Genomic DNA, 21,622 nt, shown 5'->3' with positions numbered 1-21,622 from the left:
GGCCGATTGCCTCGGCTCNACGTCCAATAGAACACTGATCACCCCTCAGCCGCCCCCTTCCCCAGTCCCAGATAACTCTCAATCACCCGAGGATTCCCAGCCAATTCCCGCGCGGGACCATGCAGGATCACTTCACCTGTTTCCAACACATACCCATAATCGGCCACCTGCAACGCCGCCCGCGCATTCTGCTCGACCAGCAAGATCGCCACACCGGTCTCACGCAATCGAGCAATGATGTGAAAAATCTCGCGAACGATGCGAGGTGCCAGCCCCAGGCTGGGCTCATCCAGCATCAGCAAACGCGGTTTGGCCATCAAGGCACGGCCCACGGCCAGCATCTGGCGCTCGCCGCCCGACAGCGTACCCGCCTCTTGGCGACGGCGCTCCTTCAACCGGGGAAATAAGGTGAACACTTCTTCCAGCGTATCTCGCCAACCGCTTTCGCGCGCACGATAACGACGAAAGCCGCCCAACAAGAGGTTGTCCTCGACCGACATGCTGCCGAACAATTCGCGACGTTCGGGAACCAGGGACATGCCCGCCCCAACACGGCGCTCCACACCCCACCCGGACACATCCGCTCCAGCGTAATGCACCACACCCGAAGCATGCCCCGTCGTCGGCAAGGCTCCCATCATCGCATTCAATAACGTGGATTTGCCTGCGCCGTTCGCGCCAATCACCGTCACGATGCTGCCCGGAGCCACCGTCAACGAGGCCTCGTTCAGCGCACCGACTTTGCCATAGCGAGCACTGAGTCCCCGCACATCGAGGATCACATTTTGAGCTTGCGTCATTGCACACTCCCCGTTACCGGTGCACCTTGATCGGCTTCGGGCAGGTCATCGTCGATGCCTCCCAGATAGGCCTCCAGCACGGCAGGATTCTGCTGAACTTCCGCCGGAATGCCCTCGGCCAACTTGGTGCCAAAGTCCATGACGACCAGATGATTGGTCAAACGCATCACAAAATCCATATCGTGCTCGACCAGCAAAATGCTCATGCCCTCGGCGCGCAATTGCTCAAGCACTTGTGCCAATTCCTGCTTTTCCTTGTAGCGCAAGCCCGCTGCAGGCTCGTCCAACAACAGCAAGATCGGATCGCTCGCCAACGCGCGCGCGATTTCCAGAATGCGTTGTTGACCCAAAGCCAGGTTGCCCGCCTGCTCGTAGAGATAATCGCCCAGGCCTACGCGCTTGAGCTGCGTGGCGGCCTCGTGCAACAAGCGGGCTTCCTTGGCCCGGTCGGCATGCAGCGCGCCCGCCACGACACCGACATCCGCACGCATGTGCGCACCCAGCGCGACGTTTTCGAGGACAGACATCCCCGGCAAGAGCTGCACGTGCTGAAAGGTACGTCCTACGCCACGGCGCGCGATATCGCGCGCGCTGCGGCCGTTGATGGATTCGCCCAGGAAACGAACCTCACCGCGCGTCGCCGGCAACACGCCGCTGATCAAATTGAAGGTCGTGCTTTTGCCCGCGCCGTTGGGACCGATCAGGCCCACAATCTCGCCAGCGCGGACTTTGAACGAAATATCATTGACCGCAACCAGGCCGCCAAACTCTTTGCGTATGCCTTCGACGTCAAGCACCAGTTCACCGCGCCCTGGACGATCGCGATGTGGCAAGGCCTCCGCGTCGGGGGGAGGCGCCCGATGGCGACGCGATCCCTCGCTGCCCGTCAAACGAGCCCAGCCCGCAGACAGAATCGGCCATAAGCCATTCGCGGCATACTGCAGCACCAAAATGAGCAGCACGCCAAAAACGATGAGTTCGAAATTGGCATCCGTGTCCAGCAATTTTGGCAGCAGATTCTGCAGTTGATCTTTCAAACCCAGAATCACGGCCGAGCCCACCAAGGCGCCCCAGACGTGACCCGCGCCGCCCACGACAGCCATGAACAGGTATTCGATACCGTAGTTCAAGCCGAACGGACTGGGACTGACGGCACGCTGCATGTGCGCGTAGATCCAGCCCGACAAGCAGGCCAGCAAGGCGGCCCAGACAAAAATAATGATTTTGTATGAACCGGTGTTCACCCCCATGGACTCGGCCATGCCCGCACCGCTTTTCAGTGCACGGATGGCGCGGCCCGGACGGGAGCTGAGCAAGTTGCTGGTCGCCCACAACGACAACAGCAGGAACACCCAGATCAGGTAGTAAATATGGCGGCCATTGGCCAATGAAAAGCCAAACAGGCTGATCGGTTCCAGACCCGCGATCCCGTCATGCTTGCCTAGCCAATCCAGATTGCCGAACAAGAAATAGAGCGACAGGCCCCAGGCAATGGTGCCCAATGGCAAATAATGGCCCGACAGACGCAAGGTGATCAGGCCCAGCAAATAGGCGATGACCGCGGTCAACAATAGCCCGGCCAGCAAGGCCAGCCACGGCGAGGTGTCGTAATGACTGGTCAACACGGCGGTGGTGTATGCCCCCAACCCGACAAAGGCTGCCTGGCCAAACGAGGTCAAGCCGCCCACGCCCGTCAACAACACCAGCCCCAGCGCCACCATGGCAGCCAGTCCGATGTAATTGAGCTGCGTAATCCAGAACTCGGGCGTCGCAGGCACCATGGGCAATATTGCCACCAAGGCAATGAACACGATTAACAGAATACGGTTGCTCATGGCGATCACTCCTCGTCATCCGTATGGTGGCTGCTGAACGATCGCCACACGAGCACAGGAATGATCAGCGTGAACACAATGACTTCTTTGTAGGCGCTGGCCCAAAATGAAGAAAACGCCTCGAGCACGCCCACCAGGATCGCCCCTGCGGCCGCCACCGGATAACTGGCCAAGCCGCCAATGATGGCGCCCACAAAGCCTTTCAGGCCGATCAGAAAGCCCGTGTCGTAGTACACCGTCGTGATCGGCGCGATCAGCATGCCCGACATGGCGCCGATCGCGACCGCCAATGTAAAGGTCAAGCTGCCTGACATCGTGGTGCTGATGCCGACCAGCCGCGCACCGCGGCGATTCACCGCCGTCGCACGCAACGCACGGCCATACAGGGTTTTGCCAAAGAACAACCACAGCGCAACAATCAACAGCGCGCAGGTCCCGACGACAAAGAGGCTCTGCGCCGACCACGTGGCAGGCCCCAGATTCACCTGCCCGCTGACAAAGGCCGGCGTTCGCCATCCCTCTGCGCCAAAAAACACCAACGCCAGTCCCGTCAGCGCAAAGTGCACAGCCACGGAAACAATCAATAGAACCAGCACCGACGCCTCGGCCAGCGGCTGATACACAATGCGATAGATCATCGAACCCATCGGAATGATCAGCACCAAGGCGAGCAACATATTCAACCACAGCGAGTTATCCGGCGCGGCATAGACCGAGGCCAACCATAACAACGCCAGCGGCAGGATCACACACGTCAATACGACTTTGGGCAATGCGGTCCAGCTGCCTGTACGCACGGCGCGCAACAGTTCCAGCACCAGCACCACGGCGCCCAACAGCGGCAACAGATAAGCGGTACCCGGCACGCGGCCATTGACCAACATGGCCAAGGTCAACGCGCCAAACGCGACGAACTCGCCCTGAGGAATAAAGATGACGCGCGTCACGGTGAACACCAGGACCAGCGCCATACCCAGCAATGCATAGATGGCACCGTTGACGATACCGTCCTGCAACAGGATGAGGGCAATTGAAAAATCCATGAAACTGCCTTATGGGATTCTGACAAGACTGCCTGATGGCACGGATATGCCATCAGGGTTGACGTGGATTATCGCGGATATGACACACCGGCCCTCAGGCCGGTGTATTGAAAACCCAGCAGACGTCAGCGCCACGTCGGGCGTTGGCTGCCTCACAGGTCAGGCTGGTACACCCACTTGCCTTTTTCGACTTTGACCATGACGCGCGAGCGATCGTCAAAACCGGCATGATCGGTGGGGCTCATGTTGAACACACCTTGCGAGGCGGGCAGATTCTTGATGCCCTCCAGCGCATCGCGCATCGCGGCACGAAACTCGGGGGTGCCAGGCTTGGCGCCGCTCTTTAGCGCCTCGGGCAAGGCCGCAACGATCAACTGACCTGCGTCCCACATATGGCCGCCAAAGGTATTGGTGGTGCCGGCGCCATACTTGCCTTCGTAGGCGGTGGTGTAGGCCAGGGCCGATTTTTTCACCGGATTGCTGTCAGGTAATTGCGCCGCAACCAGCAACGGGCCCGCAGGCAGCAGCATGCCGTCGCAATCTGCGCCGCAAACGCGCAACACGTCATTGTTGGCCGCACCGTGCGTTTGATAAATCGTGCCTCGGTAATTGCGCGCGCGCAGTTCTTTTTGCGGCAGTGCCGAGGGCGTACCGGCGCCTGCGATGAGAATCGCATCGGGCTTGGCGCTGACCAATTTCAGTACCTGGCCCGTGACGCTCGTGTCCGTGCGGCCGTATTTTTCGACCGCCGTGATCTCGATGCCCTTGCCCTTGACGGCCTCGCGCATCACTGCCAACCAACCATCACCATAGGCATCGGCAAAACCGATAAAGCCCAAGGTTTTCACCTTGGACTTGACCAAGGCATCGGCCAAGGCACTGGCCATCAAGGCATCGTTTTGCGGCGTCTTGAAGACCCAGCGACGTTTGTCATCAACCGGCTCAACGATCTTGGCGCTGGCAGCGACACTGATCATAGGGACTTTGGCTTCGGCGGCAACGTCCACCATGGCGAGCGAGCCTGGGGTGACAGAGGTCCCGACCAATACGTCGACCTTGTCGTCAGAGACGAGTTTGCGCGAGTTTTTCACGGCCTGAGTCGTGTCGGTCGCATCATCCAGCACAATCCACTCGATTTTTTGACCTGCGACTTCGGTGGGCAGCAATGCCACCGTGTTGCGCTCAGGAATCCCCAGCGATGCTGCCGGGCCGGTACTGGCGAGGGTGACTCCCACCTTGACCTGGGCACTGGCCAGTAGCGGCAGGCTCAGCGCCACAGCCGCGGCGGCCGCGGACAAGCCGAAATACTTGCGCGTCATGTTGTTGTCTCCTGTGTGGGCTCTTGTTATGGCCCCGAAATCGGGAAAGTGAGCCCGGTTGACGTTATACAGAAATTCAGATATTTGAGCCAGAAGTGTATCAAATAGCCTTCAAATAGAACCCCGTGACTTCCCTAGTCTGCCTTCGAATGCGTGCAAGCATCTCGGTGTAGAAGTGACCCCACATGCAGCCTGCCGTCGGCCGCGCGGACGACGAGCCCGCCGCGATTGGCGAAGGCTGCCCTCCCCGTTCCCCACGGTCAGATGGGCACACCAAAAAATCAAATGCATTCAACAATAGCGAATGTTGCCTCTGACCGGGAACGGCGTCATTAAGGGGATTCCCGCAGAATCGGCCATACGCGTTCGACACGCCACGCCACCCAAGAGGCAACGGCAACCTTGACCAGATCACCCGGGATGAATACCAACATCGCCATCATCGCTTTGCCCAAGCCCATCTGCGTCACCCAGGCGAGCCATGGCACGCCGATCAGATACACGGCGCCAATACCGCCAGCGATGCACGCCAAGCCATAAGCCAGTACGGTCCTGACGCTCTGGCCCGGGGCACGGACCCAGCTACGCGCCAGCCAACCCGTCACGAAGGCGCCTAGCGCCATGCCGAACAGAAAACCGCCGGTCGGGCCGAAAAACACGCCCAGCCCGCCACGGCCGCCGGGCAGCACGGGCAGTCCAATTGCGGCCAGCAGCAAATATAGCGAGCAGGCCAACCCGCCGCGCACCGGCCCCAACATGGCGCCAGTCAGCATGACGCCCAGGCTCTGCAAAGTCACTGGCACAGGAATAGCCGGCAGGGGGATCGGCGGCACCAGACTCAGCACCACAATCAGCGCTGCAAACAGCGCAATCAACACGGTATCTTGAGTTTTCACTATTCACCACGCGCATCAATGGCCTGAGCGACTTGCTGGGCCCGTTTCAATGTCCGCACCACCAACGGCACCAGCAAGGCCAGGGGATGTCGGGCCAAACCGCGTGCCGCCTGGGCCTCGCGGATTTCCTGATAATGACGCCAGATTTCCGGTACGAAACGCAAGGTCAAGGCCAGGGCAAGTGCCACCTTGCCTGCGTCCACCCATCCTAGCCGGTCCAGCGGGGATAAAGCGCGTTCGCAGACGGCGATCAGGTCCGAACTCCTCGTCGACAGCGTCACCGCCAAAGCCAGGCCGACCAAGGTCGCGATGCGCAGCAGCACAATAGCCGCCGGCAGCCAGCCCTGGAACACCACGGCGAACACACCAATTGCCGCCAGCACCCAAACCAGGCCACGCACCTGACGCCAGCAAGCCGCCGCCCCCACGCCGGTAGACCACACCAACAAGCAGGACACTGCGAATGCCGCCGTCAACGCCCAGACATTCTGCACCAGAAACAAGCCGATGCCCGCAATCACCAGCGCTGCCAACTTATAGCCGGCAGGCAGCCGATGCAGCCAGCGATCACCCTTTATATAGAGGGGCTCGATCATCACGCGCAGTGCTCCCGATACCAGCGCAACGCAGGGCCGGGACTGTCGTCCGCAGCGATCTGGCCGTCGACGACCACCAGGACACGATCAAAGTCCTGCAACAATTCCAGATCATGGCTGACGACGACGGCTTGCTGCTCCAGCCCGGCAATCGCGCCGGCGACCCGATTACGATTGCGCAGGTCCAGTTGTGTCGTAGGCTCGTCAAATACCACCAGGGCCGGGCGCATCACCAGTACCGATGCCAACGCCACCAGTTGGCATTCACCGCCAGATAAGGTGTGGCTCGCCCGGTCCGCCAGATGCCCGACCCCCAAGCCGTCCAGGCTGGCTTGAATGCGCTCTGCCGACTCTTGCGCGGGCAGACGCTGCGCTTTCAGGCCAAAAGCCATGTCTTCGCGCACAATAGGGTATACGATTTGATTTTCGGGGTTCTGGAACACGAACCCTACCTGGCGGCGAATCGCCTTGATATCGTGCCGGGTATCCAGGCCATCGAGGGTCACCCGGCCGGCCGTCGGCAGCACCAGACCATTGAGCAGCTTGGCAAAGGTGCTCTTGCCGGCGCCATTCGGGCCGACCACGCCTACCCGGCGCTGATCGACGGTCAAACTCACCCCCCGCAATGCCTGAGAATGCGGCGTGGCAACGACGGCGTGTTCAAACTCGATTAACATGGGGCGGAATTATGCCCGAACCCCATGCTTGAACCATTTCAATCATCCGGGCTCCAAGAGGTTATATGGAAAAAGTACGTAAAACCGACGAGGAATGGCGCGCCCAACTGACGCCACAAGAATACGCGGTAGCGCGCCAAAAAGGCACCGAGCGCGCCTTTACCGGCCGTTATTGGGACACGACGCAGTTGGGCATTTACCGTTGCATCGGCTGTGGCACCCCGCTGTTTGCGTCGGACACCAAGTTCGACGCCGGCTGTGGCTGGCCCAGCTATTTCGAGCCTATCGATCCAGCGCGCGTGCGCGAAGAACGCGATACCTCTCACGGTATGGTGCGCACCGAAGTCCTGTGCAATATCTGCGACTCCCATCTGGGCCACGTATTCCCCGACGGGCCGGAGCCCACCGGGCTGCGTTATTGCATCAATTCGGTATCGCTCAAATTCGAACCCCTCGAGAACGAATGAAGAAATTCCTGTTTGACCTGTTCCCGCTGATCCTTTTCTTCATCGCGTACCGGTTTGCCGATATTTATACCGCAACAGCGGTGGCGATCGCCGCCTCGGTTGCCCAGTTTGTCTGGTTACGGGCAACAGGCAAACGTATCGAAATGACACACTGGATCAACCTGTCGGTCATTGTGATTTTCGGCGGCGCGACCTTATGGTTGCACAGCGACGTGTTCATCAAATGGAAGCCCACGGTCCTGTATTGGCTGTTTGGCGGCGCCCTGCTCGGTTCTCGTTTCCTGTTCGGCCGCAACCTGATGCGCCGGCTGCTCGGTACCCAAATTGAACTTTCCGATACAGCCTGGGACAAACTCAACCTGAGCTGGGCCTTGTTTTTCCTGGCCGCCGGCGCCATTAATCTGTACGTGGCGTTTTCCGGCCATTTCACGGAATCGCAATGGGTGAATTTCAAGGTCTTCGGGCTGATGGGGTTGCTACTGGTATTTGTGATTGGCCAGTCGTTGTGGCTCGGCAAGCACATGCAGCATCCCAGCCAACCAGAGGCCAATGATCCCCAACGCGAAATAGGCAAAGAGTGATGCTCAGCGAGGACTCATCGTCCGATTTTCATCCGTTTGAGTCATCTGCTTGTATTCTCTGTTTAAGGTCTGATCGTTTTACCCATCGTTCATTGTTTTACTCATGCCCGACACCACTGACCGCATCGCGCTGATACGCACTCGCCTGGCTGCCCTGGAGCCGACCGCCCTGGACATCCGAGACGACTCGCACCTGCATGCCGGACACGCGGGCGCACAAGGTGGTGCTGGCCATTACCATGTACGTATCGTGGCCTCGCGCTTTGCCGGTTTGACGCCGGTTGCCCGGCATCGTCTGGTGTATGATCTTTTGCAAGACCTGATCCCTCATCCTATCCATGCGCTTGCGCTTGACGCCCAAGCCCCTCTGACAAAATCCTAAAGGAAATCCATGAAACGCATCGTGATGCTGGCCGCTGCTTGCGCGGTCGCGGTACCTGCATTTGCTCAGAACGTCGCCACCGTCAATGGCAAGGCGATCTCTCAGCAAAGCCTGGATCAATTCGTCAAACTGCTGGTCAGCCAGGGCGCAACCGATTCGCCGCAACTGCGCGAACAGGTCAAGCAGGAAATGATCAACCGCCAGATCTTCGTCCAGGCGGCCGAAAAAGACGGCATCGCCAAACAAGCCGACGTCCAGACCGAAATCTCGCTGGCCCGCGAAGGCATCCTGGTTCGCGCGCTGATGGCCGACTACCTGAAAAAGCATCCCGTCACCGACAAGCAGATTCAGGACGAGTACAACAAGGCCAAGCAGCAACAAGCTGGCCAACAGGAATACAAGGTCCGCCACATCCTGGTCGAAGACGAGAAAACCGCCAACGACTTGCTCGCGCAGATCAAGAAAGACAAAAGCAAGTTCGCCGATCTGGCCAAGAAAAACTCCAAGGATCCTGGTAGCGGCGCCAATGGCGGCGACCTGGGCTGGGCTGCTCCCACCAACTACGTCAAGCCGTTTGCCGACACCGTCAGCAGCCTGAAGAAAGGCCAGTTGGCCGACAAGCCGGTGCAGACGCAATTCGGCTGGCACATCATCGAGGTCGAGGACACCCGTCCGGTGGAATTCCCCCCGCTGGATCAGGTCCGTCCGCAACTCGAGGAAATGCTGCGTCAGCAGGCGCTGGGTGAATACCAGAAGCAACTGCGCGCGAAAGCTACGATCAAGTAATGTTGATGGTGCGCCTGGCTGCGGTTTAGTACTGTGGTCAGGTTTGGCAGGACGCGTTTGTTAACGGATCTTGCTAGCTGGCCGTTGCATGATGATTGTGAAGAAGAGCCCTGGTTTTGAACTGGGGCTTTTTTTATCGCTGTTGGTGTTGTGGAGGCATTTGCTGCTCTTGATTGTCTCTATGAAGGCGTCCCTGCCGCGTGCCTGGGCGTGGCGCCGGGCCTATCGCACGGACTCGGCCCATGACCAGGGGCCTCGGTCCGCTGCGCGGACTAAATCCGCGCTCAACGGCCCGGCGCCACGCCCAGGCACGCGACAGGGACTGATGATGAGGGAATGCAACGAGGGCTGATTGCCATCAGCATTTTTTTAAGCTGTCTTTGCTAATGCGATAGGCCCGGCGGGGCTTTTACACGCCGAGCTCCTGCGCCAAAAGAACTCCATCCGACGCATGAGCACACGGCCATGACTTCACCTCAACATAACCATAGCAACCGGACCATCAGAACAAGATCAAACGCCCAACAGAGCCTTCAACCCATCCTCATCCAACACCGTCACACCTAATTCCTGCGCCTTGGTGAGCTTGCTGCCAGCCTCTTCCCCCGCCACCACATAAGCGGTTTTCTTGGAGACCGAACCACTGACCTTGCCCCCCGCCGCCAGGATGTACCGAGTAGCCTCGTCACGCGTCCAGGTAGGCATGGTCCCGGTCAAGACAAACGTCTTGCCTGCCAGCGCATTGCCCTCAGGCCCTGCTTCAGCAACCGCATGTACACCTTGGGCCTTGAGCAACTCGATGATTTCACGATTATGCGGCTCGGCGAAAAAGCGCCGAATCGAACCCGCAACGACAGGGCCGACATCGGGCGCACCGGACAAGGCTTCCTCGTCCGCATCCATGATGGCCTCAATGCTGCCGAAATGACGGGCCACATCGCGAGCCGTGGTCTCGCCTACATGGCGAATGCCCAGCGCAAACAACAGACGCCCTAAAGTCGGCGTACGTGCCTTGTCGATTGCCGCCACGAGGTTCTCGGCGGACTTCTTGCCCATGCGATCGAGAGCAGCCAATTCAAATGCCGTCAGGCTGTACAAATCAGCCAACGATTTGACGCGCCCGCTTTCGACTAATTGATCGACCAGCTTTTCACCCAGGCCATCGATGTCCAGCGCTTTGCGTCCCGCCGCATGCCAGAGAGTTTGTTTGCGCTGGGCCGCACAGAAAAGTCCCCCCGTGCATCGTGCAATCGCCTCGTCTTCTGTGCGCTCGATCGCCGAATCGCAGATGGGGCAGCGAGTCGGCATGACGAACTCGCGCGCGTCCTGCGGCCGTTGGCTCAAGACGGGCCCCACAACCTCGGGAATCACGTCGCCAGCGCGGCGCACGATGACGGTGTCGCCGATACGGACATCTTTGCGGCGGATTTCGTCCTCGTTATGCAGTGTCGCATTGGTGACCGTGACGCCGCCCACAAAGATAGGCTGCAGTCGCGCCACCGGCGTGATGGCGCCGGTACGTCCCACCTGCACCTCGATGTCCAGTAATCGCGTCGTGGCTTCTTCGGCGGGAAACTTGTGCGCTACCGCAAAGCGCGGCGCACGTGCGACGAAACCCAGCACTTTTTGCGCTGCCAGGGAATCGACCTTGTAGACCACACCATCGATGTCATACGGCAAGCCCGGCCGTTCGCGACCGACTTGTTCGTAAAATGCCAGCAGCCCTTCGGCGCCGAGGACGCGCTTGTTGTATTGCGTGTTGACGGGCAGACCCAATTCAGCCAGCCAGCTCAACATGGCGCCGTGCGAGTCATGCGGCAGCGTGGATTGCTGGCGTGCATTGCCCGTGGGCTCCTGGAACAAGCCCGATTGCGTGCCCGGCAAGCCGTGCACTTCGCCCCAGCTATAGGCAAAAAACCGTAGTGGACGCTGAGCCGTGATGCGCGGATCCAATTGGCGCAAGCTCCCTGCCGCCGCATTACGCGGATTGACGAAAACCTTTTCACCGCGCGCGGCCTGAGTACGATTCAGACGTTCGAAGTCGGCGCGATTCATCAGGACCTCGCCCCGCACCTCCAGCACACGAGGGGCTGCGCCTTTCAAACGCAGAGGGACGACGCGAATCGTACGCACGTTGGCCGTCACGTCCTCGCCGGTCTGACCGTCTCCGCGTGTCGCCGCCTGGACGAGCACGCCGTCCTCATAGCGCAAGCTGATGGCCAAGCCGTCGAATTTCAACTCGCAGAAGTATTCTGGAGATTGATCGAGGCGCAACAGACCCGCCCCGCGCAGGGTGTCGGAAACGCGACGATCGAACGCCTGGACATCCTCGGCCTCGAAGGCATTGCCCAAGGACAACATTGGCACGGCGTGTTGCACGCTGCCAAATGCGGCCAAAGGTGCCGCCCCCACCCGTTGGGTAGGCGACTCGGGTGTGATCAGCTCGGGATGCTCGGTTTCCAGTTTGACCAGTTCACGCATGAGCGCGTCGTAGTCGGCATCTGAAATCGTGGGCGCATCCTGCACGTAGTAGTGCACATTGTGCTGTTCGATCTCGTGGCGCAGCTCGGCGGCCCGCTGCGCCGCTTCGGTGGCGCTGGCGTGCTCAACCATCAGGCAAACACCCTTTGTGCGCGCTCACTGCCGGCGGGCAAGCCGGCCTGGTCCAACTGCTGGAACAGCTTCTGCAATTGTTCGTCGATACCTGTTTCCATGCCATCGACCACGGATTTGCCTTGATCGTCGACCAGTTCTGCCTGTAAACGCCGGGCCAGGTCGCGACCCACATCGACCATGCGGCCAAATGCGCGCGGGTCTTCGGGGCTGCACGGAACGTCCAATAACAGCACCAGACGATCCACCACCGCCATACCGTCGTCAAAGCCTGCGCCATCGCTGCGCGACAACGTAAAGCGCGCTACGCCGTTATCGGCCAGCCATGCCAAACGTGCGCCATCCACCGCAAAGCCCAACTCACGCGCTACACCGATGACTTCGGCTGTGGCTCGCGGGGCCCCCATCAACAACGTCAAACCAACTTGCGCATCGAGCGAGGCGCAAAGGGTATCGAGCTTGCCGGCACGGTCCAGCACCACTTGCTGGTCCGGGCCTTCGATTGTCGCTTCGAAACGATCGGCGAGGTCCTGCGCACGCGCCCAGGCCTGCGACCATTCGATGGCAGTCAAGGGGCCGCTGCGATTGGCGAGCAACACAGCCAACTGCAACGATGCATAAGACTCTTCGGGATGAATGCGGGCACGATGACGGCCACGATCGGTGGACGCAAATAGGCGCACCGGTTTACGCCCGACCTGATCCAGTCCCTGCACCGCGGCCAATAAATCGGCTCCACGCACAGGCTCGCCGAATTGGACCTCGATCACGATTTCACACGCGGGATCGGGCTCTTCGGTGTCATCCAGATCATTGCTTGGTGCCGCTGCCGCCGCAGCATGAGCGGTCGCCTGCCCGCCGCCCATGCCAGGCTCACGGCGCTGTGCCTCGGGCGCAGCGGGGCGTCCGGCCGCCTCGTTCGCGCCGAATAGAGGATCTTGCTCGGAAGCAGGAAAACGCGCCTGCATACGACTGCGCGCACGGCGGTCCTGCCACCAGTTGAATCCCAATACCAGCAGTATCAGCAGTACACCCAGGGCAATCAGCCCAATCTGCAAGTCGCTCATGTGTCAATCCTGCGCTGCGAGGCAGCGCCCTTCCGTTGTAGTGGTTATGCGGCTTCGGAGGCCATTTGCACGGCCGAATCAATATCAACAGCAACGATACGCGAAACCCCTTGTTCTTGCATGGTAACGCCGACCAATTGTTTGGCCATTTGCATCGCGATCTTGTTATGCGAGATGAACAGGAACTGCGTTTGCTCGCTCATGCTGCTCACCAGGTTGGCGTAGCGCTCGGTATTGGCGTCATCCAACGGGGCATCCACCTCGTCCAGCAAGCAGAATGGCGCAGGGTTCAGTTTGAACAATGCGAACACCAGTGCCGTGGCGGTCAACGCTTTCTCACCACCTGATAACAAATGAATCGTGCTGTTTCGTTTGCCAGGCGGCTGCGCCATGACCTGCACGCCTGCGTCCAGGATTTCGTCGCCGGTCATCGTGAGCTTGGCTTCACCGCCGCCAAACAGCCGGGGGAACAGCTCGCCAAAGTGGCCGTTAACCGTATCGAACGTCGCCTGCAGCAGCTCGCGCGTTTCGCGATCGATTTTGCGGATGGCGTCTTCGAGGGTATCGATCGCCGTCAGCAAATCCTGTTGCTGGGAATCGAGGAACTCCTTGCGTTCGCGCGAGGCATTGAGCTCATCCAATGCGGCCAGGTTCACGGAGCCCAGCGAATCGATCTGACGGGAAATACGGCCGACTTCGGATTGCAGCCAGTTGGCCCGGCGCCATTCATCGGGGCGATCGGCCAGTTCCCGAGCCAGGGTCTCACGGTCTACCTCACGAGCATTCAACTGCTCGGTGAATTGCTCCTCGGCCAGACGAGCAGCCTGCTCTTGCAATTGCAGTTCGGTGATGCGCGCGCGCAGCGGTTCCAGCGCACGCTCTTGTTGCATGCGTTCTTCGTCGGCGCCGCGCAGCAGGGCCGACAGGTTGTCGAGCTCTTGGCGCGCCCGGGTCAGGGCTTCTTCGCGCTCGGCTCGCGCCTCCAGCGCGTCTTGCAAGCCGGCTTGCGACGCAGACGCATCGAACTCAGCCAACTCGGCCTGCAATTGTTCGAGCTCGACGGCCCCGCGTTGGCTTTGATCGATGGCCAACTGGCGATTGCGTTGCAGATCCGCGATACGCGATTGCACGCCGCGCTCGGCAAACTCGGCCTCCTGGGCCGCGCGCTCGAGTTCGCGCAATTTGGCACGAGCAGCCTCGGCTTGCGCGGCGAGGTCTTCGCCTGCCATCTCGGCATCAGCAAAACGCGACTGATGCTCGCCCAATTCCTGGTCCAGCGTTTCGAAACGCGCCTCGGCCTCTTCGCGTGTGGCACGCAGGTCTTCCTCGTGGGCTGCGATTTCCTCTAGGTCCTGGCGCAGGCGAGTCGCCCGTTCGCCCGATTGTTCGGCCTGCTGCTGCAAACGCGAGTGTTCGAGCTGAATGTCGTGCACCCGGCGCGTCACTTCAGCGACGCGCTGGCGTGCTGGCGTAATGGCCTGCGACACCTGCTGCCATGCGCTCTCGGCGCGCGCCACGGCGGCTCGCGCCTGGTCCGCAATCAGCTGATGCGCCTTGATCTCGCGCTGCAGGTTTTCGATTTCCTGCTGGCGAGCGAGCATGCCTGCCTGCTCGGAATCGGGAGCATAGAACCGCACGCTATGCGCATCGACCAGATGCCCGGCCTGCACCACGCATGCGGCGCCAGGCGGCAGTGTCGCACGAGCCGCCAGTGCCTGGCCCATGTCGGCAGCGGTATAGACGTTGCGCAGCCAGTCGTTCAGCAACGTGCGCAGGTCTGGATCGGTAATGCGCAACAAGCTCGCCAAGGGCGTCAACCCCGCGGGCGCAGCCGGTGCCGGCGCCGCAGCCGGAACCTGATAAAACGCCAGGCGCGCGGGCGGAGCGTCCTCGGCAAAGGCTCGCGACCAGTCCAGGTTGCGCACCTCCATGGCGGCCATGCGCTCGCGCAGGACGGCTTCCAGGGCGTTTTCCCAGCCAGGCTCGATATGCAGCTTTTGCCACAGCCGTGCCAGGCCGGTCAGCTCATGCTTGGCGAGCCAAGGCTCTAGCGCGCCTTGCTTCTGGACGTCTTCCTGCAGCTTGACCAATGCGGCCAAGCGAGCCTCCAGGCGGGCCAGTGTCTGCGCGTCCTGTTGGGCGGCTGTCTGTGCGCGGCTGCGTTCGGCGTCAGCCTCTGGGACCCGGGCTTCCAGGTCAGCGAGCTGTTGCTGGGCTTCTTCGAGCTGGTCCTCGCCCACCGCACGGTCGCCCGCCAATTGCTCCAGCCTGGCGAGATCCGGGGTGTGCAATTCGCGTAATTCCTGCTGCAGGCGCTCGCGGCGTTGCTCCAAGTTTTGCAGTTGGCGGTCGGCATCGCGTTGTGTCTGTGCGACCAGGGCCAGATTCTGTTCGACACGAGCCAAGGCCCCGCGCATCTCGTCACGCGAAGCCGCGGCATCGCGCACCCGGGATTCCGTCGCAGGCAGGCTGGCCTGGGCTTCTTCGGCCTGCGCACGCGCTTCTTCGGTACGAGCGGCGCTGGCGGCGAGGTCTTCTTCGGCCTGGGCGATCTGCTCGACACAGTGGGCCTGTTGGGTTTCCCATTCGGCGATCTGCTGCTGCAGTTGATCACGCCGCGCCTGCAGGCGGTTACGAGAATCGACCACGTGGCGGATCTCCGCCTCGAGGCGGCTGACCTGCGCGTTGGCCTCGTAAAGCTGTCCCTGGGCAGTGTGCACGGCGTCGCTGGCGGCATAGTGGGCCTGGCGGCGCGACTCCAGCTCGAGTTCGCCAGCACGCAGCCCCGCGATGGCCGCCTCGAGGTTGGTCTGGGCCTGCGCCATGTCCTGGTTCTTGCGCTGGCGTTCATCGCGCGCGCCGGTTTCTTTCAGGAGCCAGAGGGCAAATTGTTTTTTCTCGCCGTCGGCCTGCAACTCGCGGTATTGGCGGGCCACCTCGGCCTGCGCCTCGAGCTTTTCCAACTGCGATCCCAATTCGCGCAGAATGTCTTCGACGCGGGTCAGGTTTTCCCTAGTATCGGAAAGGCGATTTTCCGTTTCGCGGCGACGTTCTTTGTAGCGCGAGACGCCGGCGGCTTCTTCGAGGAAGACACGCAATTCCTCGGGACGCGCCTCGATCAGGCGGTTGATCATGCCCTGACCGATAATGGCGTAGCCACGCGCGCCCAGGCCGGTGCCCAGGAAAATATCGTGAATATCGCGCCGGCGTACCTGCTGGTTGTTGACGTAGTAACTGCTGGTGCCGTCGCGCGTGAGCACGCGGCGCACCGCGATCTCGGAATAAGCGCTCCATTGGCCTGCAGCGCGGCCTTCGCTGTTGTCGAATACCATTTCGACAGACGCCCGCGCGGCAGGTTTACGATGGCCCGAGCCGTTGAAAATCACGTCCTGCATGGATTCGCCACGCAACTCGGAGGCCTTGGCCTCGCCCAACACCCAGCGGACCGCATCAATAATGTTAGATTTGCCGCAGCCATTGGGTCCCACGACCCCCACCAGCTGGCTGGGTACGGGGATCACAGTGGGATCGACGAACGATTTGAATCCGGCGAGTTTTAGTTGAGTCAGGCGCACAGTACGATGGATGGACGGGTGGGGTTGAACGAAACGCGTTGAACAGACCTGCCCTACGAATAGCGAACCGGCCCCTCGGGGACCGTAGAATGGCGAATCTAGTGTGGCTCGTATGATACCCCAGGCTGTTGCCGGCCCACGCTGAAAACGACGCTAATCCCATCATCCACACGTCAGACGCTATACTCGCTGACACTTTTTTTTCATCCGAAACAGATTTTTCACCGCTGCCGATTTGCCGGCAGCCACCGGGGACTCTCTTTTGAAACGCGGGTTTTATCTGGTCATGGCCGCTCAGGCCTTCTCGTCTCTGGCGGACAATGCACTGTTCATTGCGGCGATCGCCTTGATTCTGGAATTGCATGGCCCAGACTGGATGGCGCCGCTGATGAAATGGTCGTTCGCACTGTCGTACGTGGTGCTCGCGGCATTTGTCGGCGCAGTCGCTGACTCGTTCCCCAAAGGGCGGGTGATGTTCGCCACCAACGCCCTCAAGGTCTCCGGCTGCCTGTTGATGTTCCTCTATGCCAACCTGGGCGTTCCCGAGGAATACCAGACCTATCTGGTCTGTGTGGCCTATGGCCTGGTAGGCGTCGGCGCTGCCGCCTACTCGCCTGCGAAATACGGCATCGTGACCGAAATGCTGCCCCCGGAAATGCTGGTCAAGGGCAATAGCTGGATCGAAGGCCTGACCGTGTTCTCCATCATTCTGGGGACGGTATTGGGAGGCGTACTGATCTCTCCGGCCACCTCGACCCTGCTGCTTGATCACCACATCATCGGCAAATGGGTGCACACCCCGGCCGAAGCCGCCATTCTCGTCATTGCCTGCGTCTATCTGCTGGCCGCGCTCTGCAATCTGCTGATCCCCAACACCCATGTGCGCTATCCGCCGCAACAGAAAAATCCCATCAAGCTGACACGCGTCTTTGCCAGCTATGTCCGCGTCCTGTGGCAGGACAAGCTGGGACAGATTTCCCTCGCCGTCACCACCCTGTTCTGGGGAGCCGGCGCGGTCCTGCAATTGATCGTGATCGAGTGGGGACGGCAGCATCTGGGCTATAGGCTCGACGAGGCCTCGATGCTGATGGGCGTCGCAGCCGTAGGCACCGTCGTGGGCTCCATTCTGGCGGGACGCATTCCCCTGCGCAAAGCCTTATGCGTCTTGCCCGTCGGGGCCCTGATGGGTCTGGTGGTACTGCTCATGCCGCTGGTGCACAGCACGTGGGCGGTTTACGGCGTCCTGCTCCTGACGGGCGGGCTAGCCGGGTTCTTTGTCGTACCGATGAATGCGCTGCTGCAGCACCGGGGACATGTCCTACTGTCGGCCGGGCACTCCATCGCCGTGCAAAACTTCAACGAACAGCTCAACATCTTGTTGATGGTGGCGGTTTATACGCTGATGCTGTGGCTGGAAATGCCGATCAACGTCGTGATCGTGCTGTTTGGCGTGCTGGTCGCGATCCTGATGGTGTTGTTCATGCGCTGGAGCCGCCGCAACCTCAACGCGGATCCCGCACTGCACGAGCAAATCGGCCAGGAAGGACACGGCCACGCGATCAAGCAGCATTGAGCGCCCGGGCGATGAACGCCAGTTGCTGAGCGCTCATTCAAGTGTCACGGCGATTATCCTGGGTGGCTGCGCCTGCGTGACCTGACATTTGGCCTGACGCCGGCCTCTGCAGCCTTGGCTGATCATTACCCCAGGCCAGGGAGCCTGTCAGCGTTCAGGTCAAGGCCATTGCGAGTTGCAGATCTTGCCATGCGCGCGCCTTTTCGACCGGGCTGCGCAGCAAATACGCCGGGTGATAACTGACCACCACGGGAATCCGATGCCCGTCGTCCATGGTCCACACATGCTGGCGTCCGCGCAGACTGCCTATGGTGGCATCCGTTCCCAACAGGGTCTGGGCGGCAAAACGGCCCAGCACCAGGATCCGCTCGGGTCGAATCAGCTCAATCTGCCGCTTCAGGTATGGACTGCACGCGGCAATTTCCTCGGGCTTGGGGTTGCGATTGCCCGGCGGCCTGCACTTGATCACGTTGGCGATAAAGACGTCTTTTTCGCGGCTCATCCCCACGGCGCTCAACATCGCGTCCAGCAGTTGGCCGGAGCGCCCAACGAACGGTAGGCCCTGACGGTCTTCTTGCTCGCCCGGCGCCTCCCCCACGACCATCCAGCGCGCAGGACGAGCGCCCATGCCGAAAACGGCATGGCGGCGCCCCTGGCACAGGCCACAGGCCGTGCACTGCTGGACCTGTTCGCGCAAAGCATCGAAATCGGTCGCGGCGACAACGGGCTCTATCGTAGGGGCCGGCGCAGGCGCCGCGGGCGCGACGCCTGCTGGTGGGCGGGGCTGCGTCGACGCAGGCCGCACGGGCGCGCCTGCACGTTCGCCCTGGGCGGACGCCCCTGCCGCAGGCGGAGCCTCCGCGCGGCGGCCTTCTATGCCGAGCGAATCCGCGCCACCGCCTGCATCAGAATGTCCGGCACCGCCCGCGGCATTCGAACGCATCATTGCGCCATCGCCGGCAATGGGATGTCCCCCTGCCCGCAGCGCGTCTCTTGCCTGGGCCGCCGGATCCTGGCGTGCACCGGCATCAGCGTCCGAGGCAGGCGCCTGCGCCGAAAGCACCGATGCCGCCGGCAGCGGCTGCGGATCCGCAGCCTTTAGCCAGGTTTTCTCGATACCGATTTCGCGCAGCCAGAGTTTTTGCAGCGCATTGATGCGAGGAGCCGCCATGTCGTCAAGCACCGGCGTCATTGCGACGATCCCTCGCTCACCAGCATTTTCTGCATCACCAAGGCGTCCTCGCGCTGTCCCTTACCCGTAGGATAATAGCCGCGACGCACGCCGATACGCTTAAAACCGCTTTTTTCGTAGAATGCCAGCGCAGACGTATTGGACGGCCGCACCTCAAGCATCACAGCAGGCAAATCCTGTTGCCGGGCGATTTGCTCGCACCACGCCAACAGCACACTGCCCAGACCTTGGCGATGATGCTCGCGAGGCACGCCTATCACTAGCAAATGCGCCACGTCGGGCGCCAGCATCACCAGGCAGAACCCGACGACCTTGCCGCCCTGACGCAGTACGCAAGCCTCGTATCCCGAGGCCAATGCATCCGCAAAATTGCCTCGCGTCCAGGGAAATGCCTGCAAGCTGGCCTCCAATTCGGCTACGGCATCCACATCCGGCTCGGCCATGGGCTCGAGTACTGGCGCGGGCCAGGCAGGTACGGCCTTGGGGTTGCCCCCCAAACCGCGCTCGCGTTCCGCCGTCGTAAAGGCGATTTTGTCTCGCACATACAAGGGCGCGGCCAACTCGGGAGCTGCCGCCTCGCCTCGCAACCATGCCTGGCGCGCCAAATGCGCCACAGCGCTGGCCTGAGGCCGTGCGGCAGCATGGCGCCGCCAATTTGCGGGCGGCGCCATCTCAGCCGCGTAAACATCCCACGCGTCCCCGGCCAAACGCAGGGTTGTCCCCGCGGACGGGGCAATCACTCCGCCGACCAAGCCGCCTGCCAAGCCATCGACCAGCCCACCGGCCAAACCATGGCCCAACCGTTCGGCCTGGTCATTGGCCGCCCATAACGGCAGATGATGCTCGGCCCAGGGCACCGCCTCGTCCGCGGCGATCAGCATAGGCGCCTGCAAGGTCAGCCAAGGACGCTCGCTGTCCGTCCGATAGGCGTAGGCGGCCAGATAGACCTCGTTCATGCGGGCATCCAGCGCCACCAGGACCATGCCCCCCGGTTGCGCGCCGATTTCGTGCGCCACCGCCAGATGAGACACAATGGGCACCACGGGTATCCCCAGCGCCAAGCCCATCCCCTGAGCGACGCCGCAGGCGACTCGCAAGCCCGTAAAGCCCCCTGGCCCCTGACCAAACGCGATCGCGTCCAGGTCCCCTGGCGTCAGCCCTGCCTGCTCCAGGAGCTGTCCCGCCATCGGCAGCAATCGCTCGGCGTGTTCCTGGGCACCTTCGTGCTCCAGCACGGAAACCGTGCAACCCGCATCGGTTTCGCGCAAAAGGGCCACCCCGCAACGCGAGGAGGAGGTTTCGAGGGCCAGCAGGTTCAAATTCATAGGGAGAGATTGTACGAAATCCAAAGAACCCTCCCCTAGGACCAACGGGGGGATTTCAACCTTAATGCGCAATGTGTAATATCTTGTGAATACCCACTAGCCGTTGATTCTTGTCACTGTTACATTTCCGGCCATGAATACGCAAAACACCAATCCCGTCCGCAAAATTCTCGTCGTCGATGACGATCCTCGCCTGCGCGATCTGCTGCGCAGGTACTTGTCGGAACAAGGATTCAACGTCTTTGTCGCCGAAGACGCCAAGGAAATGGGCAAGCTCTGGCAGCGCGAGCATTTTGACCTGCTCGTTCTGGATTTGATGCTGCCCGGTGAGGACGGTTTGTCGATCTGCCGCCGCCTGCGTGGTGGTCACGACAATACCCCCATCATTATGCTGACAGCCAAGGCCGAGGAAATCGACCGCATCGTTGGCCTCGAAATGGGCGCCGACGACTATCTGTCCAAGCCCTTCAACCCCCGCGAACTGCTGGCCCGTATCAACGCCATCCTGCGCCGCCGGGGCACCGAAGAGCATCCCGGTGCTCCCAGCCAGGAAAACGAGTCCATCGCGTTTGGACCGTATACCCTCAATCTGTCGACCCGTACCCTCACGCGCAACAACGAACAAGTCCCCATCACCACGGGCGAATTCTCCGTGCTCAAGGTCTTTGCGCGTCACCCCAAGATCCCGCTGTCGCGTGACAAGCTGATGGAATTGGCCCGCGGCCGCGAATACGAAGCCTTCGATCGCAGTCTGGACGTGCAAATCTCGCGTTTGCGCAAACTGATCGAACCCAACCCGTCCAAGCCGGTCTTCATCCAGACGGTCTGGGGTCTGGGCTACGTCTTCGTTCCGGATGGTGGCAGCTGATCGTCCCAAAGGATCTCGACAAGCACG

18 protein-coding genes are annotated in these 21,622 nt (G+C 61.1%); 6 read left to right on the top strand and 12 right to left on the bottom strand.

From position 1 onward, the window contains the following. Nucleotides 1–38 precede the first annotated feature (38 nt). The 7 genes from ACNA0I_RS23290 to ACNA0I_RS23260 all read right to left on the bottom strand — a co-directional run bounded on the left by ACNA0I_RS23290 (nt 39) and on the right by ACNA0I_RS23260 (nt 7,166). The gene (locus ACNA0I_RS23290) at nt 39–800 is read right to left on the bottom strand and encodes an ABC transporter ATP-binding protein (protein WP_415808407.1); all 762 of its coding nucleotides are present in this window, start codon (nt 798–800) and stop codon (nt 39–41) included. Next, entirely contained in the window at nt 797–2,635 is a 1,839-nt protein-coding gene (locus tag ACNA0I_RS23285; protein WP_415808406.1) for a branched-chain amino acid ABC transporter ATP-binding protein/permease, read from the bottom strand. The genes ACNA0I_RS23290 and ACNA0I_RS23285 overlap by 4 nt, the downstream gene beginning before the upstream one ends. Before the next feature lie 5 nt (nt 2,636–2,640). Further along, the gene (locus tag ACNA0I_RS23280; protein ID WP_415808405.1) at nt 2,641–3,678 is read right to left on the bottom strand and encodes a branched-chain amino acid ABC transporter permease; all 1,038 of its coding nucleotides are present in this window, start codon (nt 3,676–3,678) and stop codon (nt 2,641–2,643) included. A 152-nt stretch (nt 3,679–3,830) separates the two neighbouring features. Beyond that, complete coding sequence (locus ACNA0I_RS23275) at nt 3,831–4,997, bottom strand: ABC transporter substrate-binding protein (protein ID WP_415808404.1); 1,167 nt, start codon at nt 4,995–4,997, stop codon at nt 3,831–3,833. Nucleotides 4,998–5,329: 332 nt separating this feature from the next. Further along, nucleotides 5,330–5,893, bottom strand: coding sequence for a biotin transporter BioY (locus ACNA0I_RS23270; protein ID WP_415808403.1), 564 nt, complete (start codon nt 5,891–5,893; stop codon nt 5,330–5,332). Then, nucleotides 5,893–6,489 (bottom strand): energy-coupling factor transporter transmembrane component T family protein, encoded by a 597-nt coding sequence (locus ACNA0I_RS23265; RefSeq protein ID WP_415808408.1) that lies wholly within the window; start codon nt 6,487–6,489, stop codon nt 5,893–5,895. Before ACNA0I_RS23265 ends, ACNA0I_RS23270 begins: the two co-directional genes overlap by 1 nt. After that, a complete protein-coding gene (locus ACNA0I_RS23260; protein WP_415808402.1) occupies nt 6,489–7,166 on the bottom strand; it encodes an energy-coupling factor ABC transporter ATP-binding protein in 678 nt (225 codons plus the stop codon). The genes ACNA0I_RS23265 and ACNA0I_RS23260 overlap by 1 nt, the downstream gene beginning before the upstream one ends. 65 nt (nt 7,167–7,231) lie before the next feature. On the opposite strand from ACNA0I_RS23260, the gene msrB reads away from it, so the two are divergent. The 4 genes from msrB (at nt 7,232) to ACNA0I_RS23240 (ending at nt 9,382) form a co-directional block, all read left to right on the top strand. Then, nucleotides 7,232–7,633, top strand: coding sequence for a peptide-methionine (R)-S-oxide reductase MsrB (msrB, locus tag ACNA0I_RS23255; RefSeq protein WP_094821438.1), 402 nt, complete (start codon nt 7,232–7,234; stop codon nt 7,631–7,633). Further along, entirely contained in the window at nt 7,630–8,214 is a 585-nt protein-coding gene (locus ACNA0I_RS23250; RefSeq protein WP_415808401.1) for a septation protein A, read from the top strand. Before msrB ends, ACNA0I_RS23250 begins: the two co-directional genes overlap by 4 nt. Before the next feature lie 103 nt (nt 8,215–8,317). Further along, a complete protein-coding gene (locus tag ACNA0I_RS23245) occupies nt 8,318–8,596 on the top strand; it encodes a BolA family protein (RefSeq protein ID WP_415808400.1) in 279 nt (92 codons plus the stop codon). A 9-nt stretch (nt 8,597–8,605) separates the two neighbouring features. After that, on the top strand, nt 8,606–9,382 hold the full coding sequence (locus ACNA0I_RS23240; RefSeq protein WP_415808399.1) for a peptidylprolyl isomerase: 777 nt from the start codon (nt 8,606–8,608) through the stop codon (nt 9,380–9,382). 513 nt (nt 9,383–9,895) lie between these two features. Here ACNA0I_RS23240 and ligA read toward each other — a convergent pair. The 3 genes from ligA to smc are packed head-to-tail and all read right to left on the bottom strand — an operon-like array spanning nt 9,896 to nt 16,637. Then, nucleotides 9,896–11,995: an NAD-dependent DNA ligase LigA gene (gene ligA / locus ACNA0I_RS23235; protein ID WP_415808398.1), complete on the bottom strand. Its 2,100-nt coding sequence runs from the start codon at nt 11,993–11,995 to the stop codon at nt 9,896–9,898. After that, nucleotides 11,995–13,062 carry a cell division protein ZipA C-terminal FtsZ-binding domain-containing protein gene (locus ACNA0I_RS23230; RefSeq protein WP_415808397.1) on the bottom strand — a complete coding sequence of 356 codons (1,068 nt, stop codon included), beginning with the start codon at nt 13,060–13,062 and terminating at the stop codon, nt 11,995–11,997. The genes ligA and ACNA0I_RS23230 overlap by 1 nt, the downstream gene beginning before the upstream one ends. 44 nt (nt 13,063–13,106) lie before the next feature. Next, nucleotides 13,107–16,637, bottom strand: a complete 3,531-nt coding sequence (gene smc, locus ACNA0I_RS23225) for a chromosome segregation protein SMC (protein ID WP_415808396.1) — start codon at nt 16,635–16,637, stop codon at nt 13,107–13,109. Nucleotides 16,638–16,899: 262 nt separating this feature from the next. Between smc and lplT the strand changes: the two genes are divergently transcribed. Then, entirely contained in the window at nt 16,900–18,210 is a 1,311-nt protein-coding gene (gene lplT, locus ACNA0I_RS23220; protein WP_415808395.1) for a lysophospholipid transporter LplT, read from the top strand. A 154-nt stretch (nt 18,211–18,364) separates the two neighbouring features. Here the strand turns inward: lplT and ACNA0I_RS23215 are convergent, their stop codons facing one another. Both ACNA0I_RS23215 and tsaB read right to left on the bottom strand, forming a co-directional pair. Further along, the gene (locus ACNA0I_RS23215; protein ID WP_415808394.1) at nt 18,365–19,402 is read right to left on the bottom strand and encodes a uracil-DNA glycosylase; all 1,038 of its coding nucleotides are present in this window, start codon (nt 19,400–19,402) and stop codon (nt 18,365–18,367) included. Continuing rightward, nucleotides 19,399–20,727 carry a tRNA (adenosine(37)-N6)-threonylcarbamoyltransferase complex dimerization subunit type 1 TsaB gene (tsaB, locus tag ACNA0I_RS23210; RefSeq protein ID WP_415808393.1) on the bottom strand — a complete coding sequence of 443 codons (1,329 nt, stop codon included), beginning with the start codon at nt 20,725–20,727 and terminating at the stop codon, nt 19,399–19,401. Before tsaB ends, ACNA0I_RS23215 begins: the two co-directional genes overlap by 4 nt. Before the next feature lie 133 nt (nt 20,728–20,860). On the opposite strand from tsaB, the gene risA reads away from it, so the two are divergent. Continuing rightward, entirely contained in the window at nt 20,861–21,595 is a 735-nt protein-coding gene (risA, locus tag ACNA0I_RS23205; protein WP_094821448.1) for a response regulator transcription factor RisA, read from the top strand. Nucleotides 21,596–21,622: the final 27 nt, after the last annotated feature.

The sequence above is a fragment of the Bordetella muralis genome, assembly GCF_965139205.1.
GTDB classification, from domain to species: domain Bacteria; phylum Pseudomonadota; class Gammaproteobacteria; order Burkholderiales; family Burkholderiaceae_B; genus Bordetella_A; species Bordetella_A muralis.
The sequence above is the reverse complement of the archived record's forward strand: the minus strand, read 5'-3'. Positions and strand labels throughout refer to the sequence as shown.